The 13083-nt window shown below is 57.2% G+C and carries 11 protein-coding genes; 4 read left to right on the top strand and 7 right to left on the bottom strand.

Annotation, left to right across the window (positions count from 1 at the left end; genetic code table 11):
• The first annotated feature begins 71 nt into the window (after positions 1-71).
• From argR to yhcN (DVA44_RS02485), 3 genes are all read left to right on the top strand, one after another.
• Positions 72-542: a transcriptional regulator ArgR gene (argR, locus tag DVA44_RS02495; protein ID WP_103824952.1), complete on the top strand. Its 471-nt coding sequence runs from the start codon at positions 72-74 to the stop codon at positions 540-542.
• 377 nt (positions 543-919) lie between these two features.
• A complete protein-coding gene (gene yhcN, locus DVA44_RS02490) occupies positions 920-1183 on the top strand; it encodes a peroxide/acid stress response protein YhcN (protein WP_114385651.1) in 264 nt (87 codons plus the stop codon).
• Between the two features lie 112 nt (positions 1184-1295).
• Entirely contained in the window at positions 1296-1559 is a 264-nt protein-coding gene (yhcN, locus tag DVA44_RS02485) for a peroxide/acid stress response protein YhcN (RefSeq protein ID WP_103824954.1), read from the top strand.
• A gap of 61 nt (positions 1560-1620) precedes the next feature.
• Here the strand turns inward: yhcN (DVA44_RS02485) and DVA44_RS02480 are convergent, their stop codons facing one another.
• The 5 genes from DVA44_RS02480 to aaeX all read right to left on the bottom strand — a co-directional run bounded on the left by DVA44_RS02480 (position 1621) and on the right by aaeX (position 6593).
• Positions 1621-1890, bottom strand: a complete 270-nt coding sequence (locus DVA44_RS02480; RefSeq protein WP_103824955.1) for a barstar family protein — start codon at positions 1888-1890, stop codon at positions 1621-1623.
• A gap of 44 nt (positions 1891-1934) precedes the next feature.
• Positions 1935-3389 carry an NAD-dependent succinate-semialdehyde dehydrogenase gene (locus tag DVA44_RS02475; protein WP_114385650.1) on the bottom strand — a complete coding sequence of 485 codons (1455 nt, stop codon included), beginning with the start codon at positions 3387-3389 and terminating at the stop codon, positions 1935-1937.
• Between the two features lie 87 nt (positions 3390-3476).
• Positions 3477-5444, bottom strand: a complete 1968-nt coding sequence (gene aaeB, locus DVA44_RS02470; RefSeq protein ID WP_114385649.1) for a p-hydroxybenzoic acid efflux pump subunit AaeB — start codon at positions 5442-5444, stop codon at positions 3477-3479.
• Between the two features lie 5 nt (positions 5445-5449).
• Entirely contained in the window at positions 5450-6382 is a 933-nt protein-coding gene (gene aaeA / locus DVA44_RS02465) for a p-hydroxybenzoic acid efflux pump subunit AaeA (protein WP_114388365.1), read from the bottom strand.
• A gap of 7 nt (positions 6383-6389) precedes the next feature.
• Positions 6390-6593, bottom strand: a complete 204-nt coding sequence (gene aaeX / locus DVA44_RS02460; RefSeq protein WP_032614553.1) for a p-hydroxybenzoic acid efflux pump operon protein AaeX — start codon at positions 6591-6593, stop codon at positions 6390-6392.
• 177 nt (positions 6594-6770) lie between these two features.
• Here aaeX and aaeR point away from each other — a divergent pair, with 177 nt between their 5' ends.
• The gene (gene aaeR, locus DVA44_RS02455) at positions 6771-7694 is read left to right on the top strand and encodes an HTH-type transcriptional activator AaeR (protein ID WP_114316568.1); all 924 of its coding nucleotides are present in this window, start codon (positions 6771-6773) and stop codon (positions 7692-7694) included.
• 34 nt (positions 7695-7728) lie between these two features.
• Here the strand turns inward: aaeR and tldD are convergent, their stop codons facing one another.
• Positions 7729-9174: a metalloprotease TldD gene (tldD, locus tag DVA44_RS02450; RefSeq protein WP_103824959.1), complete on the bottom strand. Its 1446-nt coding sequence runs from the start codon at positions 9172-9174 to the stop codon at positions 7729-7731.
• An 86-nt stretch (positions 9175-9260) separates the two neighbouring features.
• Positions 9261-13058 (bottom strand): AsmA2 domain-containing protein YhdP, encoded by a 3798-nt coding sequence (yhdP, locus tag DVA44_RS02445; protein WP_114385648.1) that lies wholly within the window; start codon positions 13056-13058, stop codon positions 9261-9263.
• Positions 13059-13083 lie beyond the last annotated feature (25 nt).

Genomic DNA, 13083 nt, shown 5'->3' with positions numbered 1-13083 from the left:
AGATAATTTTGCATAAAAATTCATCCATGTGCATAATAATGTTGTTTCTACCGCTATATTTCGGGTGATTTATGCGAATCTCTTCTAAACAAGAAGAATTGGTTAAAGCGTTTAAAGCGCTGCTTAAAGAAGAAAAATTTAGTTCCCAGGGGGAGATTGTCCAGGCTCTCCAGGATGAGGGTTTCGAAAACATCAACCAGTCGAAAGTCTCCCGCATGTTAACCAAGTTCGGCGCGGTGCGTACCCGCAACGCCAAAATGGAGATGGTCTACTGTCTGCCAGCCGAACTGGGCGTCCCGACCACCTCGAGCCCGCTGAAGAATCTGGTACTGGATATCGACTATAACGATGCTGTGGTGGTGATCCACACCAGCCCGGGTGCAGCACAACTGATTGCGCGCCTGCTCGACTCGCTGGGTAAAGCGGAAGGTATCCTCGGCACTATTGCCGGTGACGATACCATCTTCACGACCCCGGCTAATGGTTTTTCGGTGAAAGATCTCTACGAAGCCATTCTGGTGCTGTTCGAACAGGAACTCTGATCCCCTTCCCCGCTGCCACTCGCGGCGGGGAACCTTCTGCTCCCGCCTCGTTTTTCCCTACAATCTATTATCTGTAATTTAACAAATAGTGCGTTTTTCTGTCCCAATGCATTCACCCAGTGAATGATAAACCGCGAGATCGCACGAATAATCAAATTCGCGTATCCCCTTAATTTCAATAGGAATAAACGTCTGAACTCCGCTTAATCTTCTTGTTTTTATTCCATGTGGTTATAAAAAGCATTTTGCTTAATACGTGATTACACAAGAAACAATTAGCATGGTATTAATTTTTGCCGTTATTAGTGTATACTTGATTTTGTGATGAGGGTCACGAAACGAAGACCCCAGTAAAAAATATGACGAGGAAGAGAATCATGAAAATCAAAACTACCGTAGCCACACTAAGCATTCTGTCTGTCCTGTCTTTCGGTGCTTTTGCCGCCGATGCGATTAACGCCGAGCAGGCCCAGTCCCGTGAATCTATCGGTACGGTTTCCGTCGGTGCTATCGGTACCTCTCCGATGGACATGAATCAGATGCTGAACAAAAAAGCACAGGAACAGGGTGCCTCTTCTTATCGCGTTATCGAAGCGCGTTCAGGTGACCACTGGCACGCCACTGCTGAGCTGTACAAATAAGTCGTACCGAGCATTACCCGTACTACCCGATATCTCTGTTCAACGGCATCAGGCATAAAAATAGCAGCACAACCCTTCCTGCCGTTGAGCCTGCACTCCAGGAGTAAAGACTATGAACACTAAATTAATCATCGCCGCTGGTTTCGCTTCCGTTCTCTCATTTGGTGCCGGCGCAGCCGTACACCAGGTAAACGCTGATCAGGCGCAAGGCCTGCAATCGATGGGAAGTATCTCTGTTAATGAGGTTGCCGGTTCTCCGATGGATATCCGTCAGGCTCTGGCGGAAAAAGCTGAAAAGGCGGGCGCCAGCAGCTACCGCGTCACCGAACTGAATACCGGTGACCACTGGCACGCGACCGCTGAGCTGTACAAATAAACCCTCGTCGTATTGATATACGACTTGCCCCTGCTTTGCAGGGGCTTTTTTATGTCCCGCACTAACGTACGTTAAAGCGAATCTGCCCTTCCAGCTCCTCTTCCGCCTCATCAAACAGCAGGATCAGCGCCCCAAAACGTCTGCGCAGCTTTTCCGGTAAATGGATGAATTCGATTTCAAGCGGTAGCGGCAACTGGCTGCTGGTCACTATTTCCCACAGGGAGTCCAGATCCGTCACCCTCTCCTGACCTATGCCGAAGGTCCGTGAAAACTCACGGTAGAAATCCTCCTGACTGTCGATTTCATCAAAATCAAACGTATAGATATTCATGCCAGCCACCCCGTCCAGGTGAGCGGCTTCTGCCGCCCCGTCGATTATAATCCCCCGATATGCAGGGTTTTCACTTCCAGGAACTCCTCCAGTCCCAGTACTGACCCTTCGCGGCCCAGCCCCGACTCTTTCACCCCGCCGAAAGGCCCAAGCTCCGTGGATACCGCGCACTCGTTTATGCCGATCATCCCGCTCTCAATGGCTTGCGAAACGCGGAACACCCGCTGCAAATTCTGAGTATAGAAATAGGCAGCCAGGCCAAACGGCGTATTGTTGGCACGCTGAATTACCTCCTCTTCGGAGGTGAAACGGAAGCAGGCCGCCACGGGTCCGAAGGTCTCTTCGCTGGCAAGCGCCATCCCTTCATGACAGTTTCCCAATACCGTCGGTTGCCAAAAGTTGCCGCCGAGGGCATGGGCTTTGCCGCCCGCCAGCACCGTGGCTCCTTTGGCGACCGCATCCTCCACATGTTCACGCACTTTTTTTACTGCGGCGGGTTCAATCAACGGCCCGACAACGGTCCCCTCTTCCAGACCGTTACCCACTTTTAAGTCGTTCACGGCAGCCACGAGTTTGCTGACAAACGCCTCATACACCGACTCCTGAATATAGAAGCGGTTAACGCTGACGCAGACCTGGCCCGCGTTACGGAATTTATTGGCGATGGCTCCTTTCACCGCCGCATCGATATCGGCATCGTCAAAGACGATATAAGGCGCATTCCCGCCCAGCTCCATCGACACTTTTTTCATGGTCTCGGCGGCATTGCGCATCAGGGTTTTGCCCACCGCCGTCGAGCCGGTAAAGGAGATTTTGCGCACCTCAGGGCTGGACATGATCGCGTCGCTTATCTCAGCGGTATTTCCGGCCACTGCGTTGAGTACGCCGTCCGGGACACCCGCTTTTTTAGCCAGAGTGAGCAGCGCAAAGGCGCTCAACGGCGTGTTATTGGCCGGTTTTATCACACCGGTACAGCCTGCCGCCAGTGCCGGGCCCAGCTTGCGGGTCAGCATCGCCATCGGGAAATTCCACGGCGTGATAGCCGCCACCACGCCAACCGGTTCGCGGGTGGCCAGAATGCGGGAGCCGGGTTTAACAGGGGGAATGATTTCACCATTGGCGCGTTTTGCCTGCTCGGCAAACCACTGAATAAAGCTGGCCGCGTACTCCACTTCCCCTTCCGCCTCTTTCAGCGGTTTGCCCTGCTCGGTGGTCATCAGCTGTCCAAGCCACTGCTTGTTTTCAATAATTAATTCATACCAGCGATAGAGGATGGTCGAGCGCTCTTTTGCCGTTCTGGCACGCCAGGCCGGGAAAGCACGGCTTGCGGCGGCAATGGCCTCTTCGGTCTCTTTCTTGCCTGCTTTTGCCACCTGGGCTATTACCGCCCCGGTCGCCGGGTTAAGTACATCAAATGTGGTATCGAGCGTTTTCCATACGCCATCGACTAAATATCCGGTCTGAAATAGCGCACTATCCTGAAGAGACTGGGTAGTCATGTATCCTCCCATTCTGGGTTTAAGTACTTGCCCGAATAAGTATAGTCACAAAAAAACCGACGCTTATGGCGTCGGTTTTCGGAAGGATCAGCTGTCGGTCAGGGCATTCTGGTAACGATGCAGCATGCCCACCAGCCGCTGCACCGGTTCGGTCACCTGTCGCGGTGCGTCCCAGATACGCAGTTTTTCCTGATAGATATCCAGCTCCGCCAGCAGCTGCGTGAAGTAGCGTCGGCGCTTGTCGTCGCTGGACGCCGAAATCACATGATCGGCAGTACGCCGCAGCTGGCGGTGGAAGGCAGAGAGATCGTCATTAACCGGAATCGGCGCGTTGCGCAGACGCTGGTGGGCGATGATCAGCGTCAGGGCCAGGCGGAATTTCGCGATATCGCCCGGGAACTTGTTCAGCAGTAAAAAGAGTTGCTGATAGAGCGCAGGCAGATGGTTCTCTTTACGCCGGGCGGTATTAGTGGTCATCGCCGAGACGGCGGCAGAAACGAACTGGTTCAGCAGTACGCGGCCGGTTCGGGCCTGAGAGTTATCGCGCACCAGCAGGATCACCATCATCGCCAGGAAGCAGCCGACAATCTGCCCCAGCGCGCTGTCGAGAAACTGGCTGAAGTGGAAGGTCATCGGGTTATCCAGCACCAGAATATTGATGGTACTGGCCAGGGCCCCCAGCGATCCGAGGCGTCGCTTCTGCACCTCGATACCAATAAAGAAGGCCATAACCGCGAGACTCAGACAGAGCAACAGCATGCTTTGCTGGGTCGAGGGCAAAACCACCAGGAAATAGAAGGCGCCAAGCGGCAGCGCCGCCAGCGTGCCATACAGAAAATCGAGTGCCACCATCCGGGGATTAGGCAGACGCATCGCCAGCGAGGTGACCACCGCGATCATCACCATCGCACCGCTGCCGGAGGTCCAGCCGGTCCAGAGCCAGAAAAGCGTACCCAGCATACAGGCCAGCGTGGTGCGCCAGAAGTTAACCATCGCATGGTGACGTTCCGCCGACTCGGCTTTCACCACCACTTCCCCCTGCAACACCTCCTCTTCGGTGGCGCTGATTTTGGTATTACCGATCACGCCACGTTTGAGCAGCAGGTAGCGCGTCGCCGCACCAACCCAGGTATAGATGGTGACCGGCGTATCGCGTTCGCCGGTCCAGGCGATGACCCGGCGCATACGTTTGAGCTGTTTATGCACGTCCTGAACGGTGGCAACGGGGGTGGCAAACAGCTCCCGGAAGGTCCCGGTGATCGCCTCGGGGCGCGTGTTCTGGATCAGATAGGTTTCACAGGCCTGGGTGATCAGGGTTAAAGAGACGGTATTAAGCGCCTTCAGGCGGCGGTTTGCCCGCGACCAACGCGACGACTCCATATTGAGGTTGCTGCGCATCCCCTCCAGGGCGGTGGTACGGCGCACCAGCGCACTCCAGGCGTTATCCACTTCTTCACTGTCGCCGTGCTCGATGCAGAGCTGCATGAGTTGATACTGGGCAACGATCAGCGCATCCAGTTCGCGATCCACCTCCTGTTTGATCGAGCGCGGAGAAAACAGCAGATCCGCTACGATCGCGCAGACGATCCCCATCACGATCTCACTGCAGCGCTCCACGGCAAACTGCGGCGTCAACAGCGGGTTGGCCTCAATGGTGATGATAATGATCAGTGCCGTATAGCCGGAAAGGCCCCAGGCGTAGGAGTTCTCTACCCGCACCAGGGAGGAGATCCAGGTACAAAAACCGGCCCAGATACAGCACACCATCAGCATCAGCAGCGGGGTGCGGATCATCAGGATCACGATGGTCAGCGCCGCGATACAGCCGATAAAGGTGCCGACGATACGCAGCATCCCGCGATAGCGGATGGCGCCGGAGTAAGGTTCACCGCCTGCGGCAAACGCCGGGCCGGCGGCAACAATCGCGGCCGTCAGCACCGCCCAGCGGGGCGTTTCCAGCTGAAAGTGGAACCCGACAAACAGCGCCAGCACAATGGCGAAGGCCAGCTTAATCGCGAAGCGCAGGTGCTGATTGGCGATGGAAAGGATACCCATGGCGATTAACCAAACTCGCGCAGACGGTGGGCAATTTTGCGGAACAGCGAGTCGTGGCTGGCATCCCGGTCTTTCTCACCGGTGATCACCACTGTCGCCGTCGTACCCGCTGGCCACAGGTCGCCCTGCTGCTCATCCAGACGAATACGCACCGGCACGCGCTGCGCCAGACGCACCCACTCCAGATTGGAATCGACGGTCGCCATCCCTTTGCTGTCGCGGGTGGCGCTGGAGTTGGTCACCCCTGCCGCTATGCTGTCGACGGTACCTTTCAGCACCTGGTTGCTGCCAAGCGGGGTGATCTCCGCCCGGTAACCCGGACGGACGTTTTCCAGTTTGGTCTCTTCCATATAGGCAAGTACATAGAAGGAGTGCTGTTTCACCAGCGCCACGGCGGTAGAGCCGCGGGTAATAAATTCACCGGTATAGACGTTGAGGTTGGTCACCCAACCGTCGGACGGGGCGCGGATGACGGTACGCTCGAGATCGAGCTTCGCCAGATCGCGGGTGGCCTCGGACTTCGCCAGCTGATGCAGCACGGTTTGCAACACGTTGTTGGACTGGTCAATCTCCTCACGGGACATCGCCTGTACCCCCAGCTTATTACGCCGCCCTGCCTCGCGGCGTTTTTCCGCGGCCAGCGCCTGGTAATAGGAGACATCCGCTTCCGCTTGTTCCAGGGCTTTCTGGTAACGAGGCTGGTCAACGGTGAACAGCACCTGGTCCTTTTTGACCAGCTGGTTATCATGCACATTGACGGCGGTAATAAGCCCCGCCACATCCGGGGCGATGGCGACGATGTCGGCGCTAAAGCGCGCATCACGCGTCCACGGTGATTCGGTGTAGTAAACCCACGCGCGGAAAATAGCGATGAACGCGAGGATGACCAGTGCCAGCGTAATGGCGGTACGGGAGACTTTTCTTGTTAGTGTTTTCACATCTACCTCAAACAAACAGGCGCGATACCAGATAGAACAGGCAGCAATAGAGCGCGGAATTGAACAATGCAGGGTGCCAGACGAAATCATAGATCCCGGTTGGAGCCAGCACCTTTCGCACCAGCCAAAAAATCGCCAGTGATAAAAGCAGTTCGAAGAATATCGGTGGGAACGACAAACCGAACACCACGATAACGGGAAACAGACTCATGTTGACCTTGATTAGAGCGAGCAGGCGAAAGAATTATTCAGCGTACACCACCGCAGAAGTGGCCAGAAAAGCCGGGCGAGAGTGGCGTAGCTATAATGTATTAATAATATATTAGCGTAACTGTTATGCTGTTATCTATCATATGTGATCTAAATCACTTTTAAGCCAGAGTGAATAATGGAACGTCTAAAACGGATGTCAGTTTTTGCCAAAGTCGTTGAGCTGGGCTCTTTTACTGCCGCGGCCAGGCAACTACAGATGAGCGTCTCTTCTATCAGCCAGACCGTTGCCAAACTGGAAGATGACCTCCAGGTGAAGCTTCTCAACCGCAGCACCCGCAGTCTCGGCCTGACGGAGGCCGGGAAAATCTATTACCAGGGCTGTCGGCGAATGTTGTATGAAGCTCAGTCGGTGCATGAGCAACTCTACGCTTTCAATAACACCCCCATCGGCACGCTGCGCATCGGCTGCTCTTCAACTATGGCACAAAATGTCCTCGCTGAAATGACCGCTGAGATGTTGCAGGAGTATCCGGGGCTGACGGTTAATCTGGTCACCGGTATTCCCGCCCCGGATCTGATCGCCGATGGCCTGGATGTGGTGATCCGCGTCGGGGCTTTGCAGGACTCGAGCCTCTTTTCGCGTCGTCTGGGGAGCATGCCGATGGTGGTGTGCGCGGCGAAAAAGTACCTCGCCAGAGCGGGGATCCCGGAAAAACCGGCGGACCTCAGCAATCACGCCTGGCTGGAGTACAGCGTGCGTCCGGACAATGAATTTGAGTTGACTGCGCCAGAGGGTCTGTCAACAAAGCTGCTGCCGCAGGGGCGTTTTGTGACTAACGATCCGATGACCATCTCCCGCTGGCTGGTGGCCGGAGCCGGGATCGCCTACGTCCCGCTGATGTGGGTGATTAACGAGATCAACAGCGGGGAACTGGAGATCCTCTTCCCGCGCTATCAGTCGGATCCACGCCCGGTTTACGCGGTCTATACCCAAAAGGACAAGCTGCCGCTGAAGGTGCAGGTGTGCATTAACTATCTGACGGACTATTTTGTGCAGGTGGCGACGCTGTTTCAGGAGATGCGGGGAAGGAAGGAGTAACCCTCTCCCGCGGGAGAGGGTCAGGATGACAAGATTACGCAGTACCGCCGACGGTCAGGTTATCCACTTTCAGGGTTGGCTGGCCGACACCTACCGGCAGGCTCTGCCCCTCTTTACCGCAGACACCGACGCCGTTATCCAGCTTCAGATCGTTACCCACCATTGAGATCTGCTGCATCGCTTCGATGCCGGAGCCAATCAGGGTGGCGCCTTTCACCGCTTTGGTCACTTTGCCCTTCTCAATCAGATAGGCCTCTGAGGTTGAGAAGACAAATTTACCGGAGGTGATATCCACCTGGCCACCGCCGAAGTTCGGGGCGTAGATCCCGTAATCAACGGATTCGATAATTTCCTGCGGCGTGGATTTACCCGCCAGCATATAGGTGTTGGTCATACGCGGCATCGGCAGGTGCGCGTAGGATTCGCGACGGCCATTGCCGGTTGGCGCAACGCCCATCAGGCGCGCATTCAGCTTGTCCTGCATATAGCCTTTCAGGATGCCGTTTTCGATCAGCACGTTATACTGGCCCGGCGTGCCTTCGTCGTCGATGGAGATAGAGCCACGACGGTCGGTCATGGTGCCATCATCCACTACGGTACAGAGTTCCGAGGCCACCAGCTCCCCTACCTGACCGCTGAACACAGAGGTGCCGCGGCGGTTGAAGTCGCCTTCCAGACCGTGGCCTACCGCTTCGTGCAGCAGTACGCCAGGCCAGCCCGCACCCAGCACCACCGGCAGCGTACCCGCAGGTGCCGCCACGGCAGAGAGATTAACCAGCGCCATGCGCACCGCCTCTTTCGCCCAGGCGTCGGCACGCACTTCGCCATCCACCGGATTGAGGAACCATTCATAACCGAAACGACCGCCGCCGCCGCTGGAGCCGCGCTCGCGTTTGCCATCCTCTTCCACCAGCACACTGACGGAGAGACGCACCAGCGGACGCACGTCGGCGGCCAGGGTGCCGTCGGTTGCCGCCACCAGAATCAGTTCATACACGCCGCTCAGGCTGGCCGAGACTTCCTGCACGCGCTTGTCTTCCGCCCGGGCGACTTTGTCCACCCGGCGCAGGATATCCAGCTTCTCTTCACGACTCATGCTTTGCAGCGGATCGACGCTGGTATAGAGCGCAGAGTGCTGCACTTCGCCCAGGGTTTTCACCCGGCCATCGCCGCTCTCGCGCACGATGGTGCGGGCTGCCTGCGCGCTCTGTTCCAGCGCGGTCAGGCTAACCTGGTCCGCATAGGCAAAGCCGGTTTTCTCACCGCTAATGGCACGTACGCCGACGCCCTGGTCGATGTTATACGAGCCATCTTTGATGATGCTGTCTTCTAAAACCCAGGATTCGTGATAGCTCGACTGAAAGTAGAGATCGCCGTAGTCGAGACGGCGTTCGGTCAGTTGACCAAGAATGGAAAACAGGTCCTGATGGCTCAGGCCGTTCGCTGCCAGCAGATGTTCACTTACCAGGTTCAGACTCATCGTTTTGCTACTCGTTCGTTGCCGTCCACAGGACGTATCTAAGATCTTATCTATTGAGAGTGAGGCAATTAATTGCCCGCGTCAAATCATTGCTGTGCATCTTTGCGTGGCTGACGCAGCACTTCATTAATCTGCGGTTTATCCACCGGGCCGGTGATGTGATAGCGCAGAATAGAGACTTTGCTCCACAGCGGCCCCAGCACTTTGCTGGCGGCAAACACGGCCGCGCCGACAATCGGGTTAACGGCAAAGGCCGCCGCCACGCCGACGGTGGCGGAAATTTCCGGCGCCACCACCGCTTCCATATCCAGCTCACGACGCACCAGATTGACGGAGCCTTTCATAGCGATATCGGCTTCCAGCCCGTCCACCAGCGTGTCGTCGGTGTGCAATACGCCATCTTTGATCCACGCGGTGCTGCGGATCGAGTCGAAGTAGAAGCCTTCATTAAAGGTATCGTTGAAGTCAAAGCGCAGCTTGCGCAGCAGGGCATCGAAACTGAGTAACCGCAACAGTTGCCCTGCATGACCGGTGCTGAGATCGGCGATTTCACCTCTCCCCAGCCGCGTTTTCAGAATGCCGTTCAGCGAGGCTTCGTCAGGCTTCCAGGGCATGTCGCGCCAGTGCAGATCGTAATCGACATCAAACGACGAACCGCGAATCGGGGTGGTGACGCCAAAATAGTTAGCGGCGGCATCCAGCTTGTTGCCCTTAATTTGCCCCTTCAGGGAGGTGCGCTTCTCGCGGACGCCGTTCACCCATTCGCCGTTGGCGGTCAGGCGCCCGAAGCCGGTATCAATCAACCCTCCCGCCAGGGTCAGGGTATCGCCCTTGATGGTGAAATCGCCATTAATCCGGCCATACTTCTGTCCCCAGAGCCAGCACTCGGCGCAGCGCAGCTGTAGGTCAGGCCAGCCGCTAAAATCGATTCGCGAGGTACTGGATAACGGCGAGACGGTATTGCTTGCCCCGGCGGTGACGGAGGCCGGATTGTAATAGAGATAGCGGATCTGCGCCTGCCACGGCGCGGTGTCACGCATCAGCAGGCTGGCGTTGATCTCCCGTCCCTGGGCATCGATTTTCGAACCGTTGAGGGTGGGCTGCGAGACAATGCTCAGGTTATTCCACTGCTGCCCGCCCAGCGTCAGCGCTGGCGTGCGTACCGTGATGTGTTGCGGGAACTGCGCCGCTTCATCCACATTTTGTCCCACCCCGCGCTGGAACAGCGCCAGCCATTCTGCCCCATCCATCGGCGGCAGGTTGAGCTCTATACCCGCCTGCTCCGGCAGCGGCGGCAGGGTGCGGCTGTCGGTGGTCCAGATGGCGCGATCCAGCGTCAGCTTGCGGTTCAGCAGCCAGCGGCTGTTAAAGTGATTTGTCCCGCTGGCGTTGCCGGTCAGGGTAAAGCTGTTGAGATCCCCGTCGACATTCAGCTTCACCGGCAGCGGCTCGCCTGCGCGCTTGTTCAGGGGCGAAGGCAGATCGCTGCTGACGCTTTTCAGGTCGCCGCTGATGTCCACTTTGTAATGCGGGGTGCCACGATAAGGCAGATCGATTGCGACTTTGCCGTTCCACGGTAAGCGGCCTTCAAGGGACTGGCTGACCACTTTGGGCAGCACATCCATCCGCGAAGGCTGCCAGCTGGCATCCATATTGACCGCCACCTGGTAGGCTTTCTCGCCCTCGGTGGTGGAGAAATCGATCTTCACCGGCTGGCTGAACCAGTTTGCGGTCAGCGGCCCGCTTTTCAGGTCGCCATTCACGAAGCTGAACTGGCCGGTCAGGTTTTTCAATGTACTGTTCAGCGGCTTGATGAACAGGCTGTTATTTTTCAGCCTGACGTCGCCTTCTGCGGTGGTCATGGTGCCGTCCAGCGGGATATCCAGATGTAAGCGAGCATTCACATCGCCATCCAGCTGGAGCTGCTGGAGCGTGGCGCCCAGCGAATCGTCTAGCGGCGTCTCGTCAAAATAGGGCCCAACGGCTTTTCCAGGCCCGTTGATATCGGCGTCGATCAGCAGTTTTTCTTTTGAATAATCGGGGATCACCGCCGTCAGGTTGCTGGCCTTCACGCCGCCCAGCGCCACGCCGTCGGTTTTCATCCACAAGCCGTCATTGATGAAATTGAGCTCAATATCGAGGTTTTTCAGCGCCGGCCAGCCAGGCTGGAAGGCATAGGTGGCGTTACGTAACGGCACCAGCACCTGGAACTGCCCTTCGTTGTGCTTGTAGGGGAACAGGTGCGGGTTGCCGCCATACGCCAGGGTGGCGCTGTCCGCCTGCCCGCCCTGAATGGCCCCGCTCAAATAGTCCACCAGCGCTTTACCCATCAGGTTTTCAGGAAAATAGCGCCAGGCCTGTGAACCGTCGTCGGTGCTGATGCCCGCCAGGATCCCCAGCCAGGGTTCATCGCCCGCCGGTTGCAGATAGCGGAAATCACCCCGGGCATGTACCGCTTTGGCTTTCACGTCGATGTCGCGCCCGTCGAGCTGGAAACCCTTCTCGTTCTTCAGCCAGTGGAGGGTGGCGGTCCCTTTTTCAATTTCCAGCGGCGCGCGGAAGACCGTTTCATACGGCATTTTCGCATCACGCATATGGGCTACCAGACGGCCATCTTCCATGCTGCCTTCCAGCGTGCCGCTAAAATGCTCGGCGCCCGGCAACATCTCCCACTGCTTCCAGGCGAGATCGGTCCAGGCAATGTTGAAGCGGGTTTTTTCTGTTGCCTGCAACGGAATATCCAGTGCCAGGGCGTTGATCGCCCCCACCGGCTGGGTGGCCTGCCAGACTTCGCCCAGCGCCGGAGAGAGCTTCGCCGCAATGGTCCGCAGCCCCTCAAGGCCAGACAGCTCCAGATTGCTGGCGCGAATGCGCAGTTCATCGCTGCGTTTACTGTTAACGCCGCCCACATCCTGCGCCGGGATCCAGGCCAGCGACAGCGCCCCACGTGGCCAGGCTTTGTCATCCAGGGTGATACGGGTATCCGGAATGGCGAACTGCCACCCCTCATTGGCACGGGTCACATGGGCGGTGAGATTATCCACAGAGAGCTGATGCTGACGCGTTTCCCCCGGCCAGGTAGCGCCTCCCTGCTTAAGCCAGAGATCGCCGCTGGCGAACTGGCCATTAGTGAGAGTCATCCAGCCTTCAATGCTAAAGCGTGCGGTTTCGAGCTGCATGTCCTGCTGCAGCAACTCCCCCAGCCAGGGTTTAACATCCACGTCGTCGGCCTGCATCCACACTTTGCCGTTATTCAGCAGGCCATTGTCGTCACGCAGATCCATACGCACCTGCATCACGCCGTGCTGTCCGTTCAGGCTGGAGAGGCTGACCTGGCCTTCAGCGCGATGGCGCTCTTTGCCGTTGAGCCAGGTTAACTGGGGGATCGCCAGCTCGGCACGCTGCCCGGAAAGGGTGATAAAGCTAATCTCGCTGTCGCGCAGATCGAAATGATCGAACTGACGCAGAAAGAGATCGCTGATGCGGTTGGCTTCAAAGCCTTCGCCTTGATCGTCGCTGCGCAGCGGGGTGTTGGTCAGAAATTGCAGCTGATAGAAGGTGAGATCGCGAAACTGCCAGCGCAGATGCAGCAGGCTTTGCCAGACATCCAGCGCCAGGGTCACACGCTTAATCTTAACGTGGCCGCCATCTTTCAGCTGCGCGTTGATGTCGCGCACTTCCAGGGTCGGGCCAAAATTTTGCCAGCTCGCGTTGAGCTGGCTGGCCGCGACGGGCACACCGGTCGCGGATTCGATCTTCGCCAGCAGCTGCGGGCGCCAGTTGTCCAGATGCGGCAATACGAGACGCAGCCCGCTTACCAGCAGCGCGACAATCACTATCAGCGTTGCCCCTGTAAGCAGTAAAATCCCCGGCAATCGCCTCACGCGTCTCTCCTTGTCAGCCGTTTTC

Source organism: Leclercia sp. W17, from assembly GCF_003336325.1.
Classification (GTDB): Bacteria; Pseudomonadota; Gammaproteobacteria; order Enterobacterales; family Enterobacteriaceae; genus Enterobacter.
The sequence above is the reverse complement of the archived record's forward strand: the minus strand, read 5'-3'. Positions and strand labels throughout refer to the sequence as shown.

Excerpts from the sequence above, each read along its gene's own strand:
- argR (WP_103824952.1), top strand. The coding sequence starts at position 72 with ATGCGAATCTCTTCTAAACAAGAAGAATTGGTTAAAGCGTTTAAAGCG.
- yhcN (WP_114385651.1), top strand. The coding sequence starts at position 920 with ATGAAAATCAAAACTACCGTAGCCACACTAAGCATTCTGTCTGTCCTG.
- yhcN (WP_103824954.1), top strand. The coding sequence starts at position 1,296 with ATGAACACTAAATTAATCATCGCCGCTGGTTTCGCTTCCGTTCTCTCA.
- DVA44_RS02480 (WP_103824955.1), bottom strand. The coding sequence starts at position 1,890 with ATGAATATCTATACGTTTGATTTTGATGAAATCGACAGTCAGGAGGAT.
- DVA44_RS02475 (WP_114385650.1), bottom strand. The coding sequence starts at position 3,389 with ATGACTACCCAGTCTCTTCAGGATAGTGCGCTATTTCAGACCGGATAT.
- aaeB (WP_114385649.1), bottom strand. The coding sequence starts at position 5,444 with ATGGGTATCCTTTCCATCGCCAATCAGCACCTGCGCTTCGCGATTAAG.
- aaeX (WP_032614553.1), bottom strand. The coding sequence starts at position 6,593 with ATGAGTCTGTTTCCCGTTATCGTGGTGTTCGGTTTGTCGTTCCCACCG.
- aaeR (WP_114316568.1), top strand. The coding sequence starts at position 6,771 with ATGGAACGTCTAAAACGGATGTCAGTTTTTGCCAAAGTCGTTGAGCTG.
- tldD (WP_103824959.1), bottom strand. The coding sequence starts at position 9,174 with ATGAGTCTGAACCTGGTAAGTGAACATCTGCTGGCAGCGAACGGCCTG.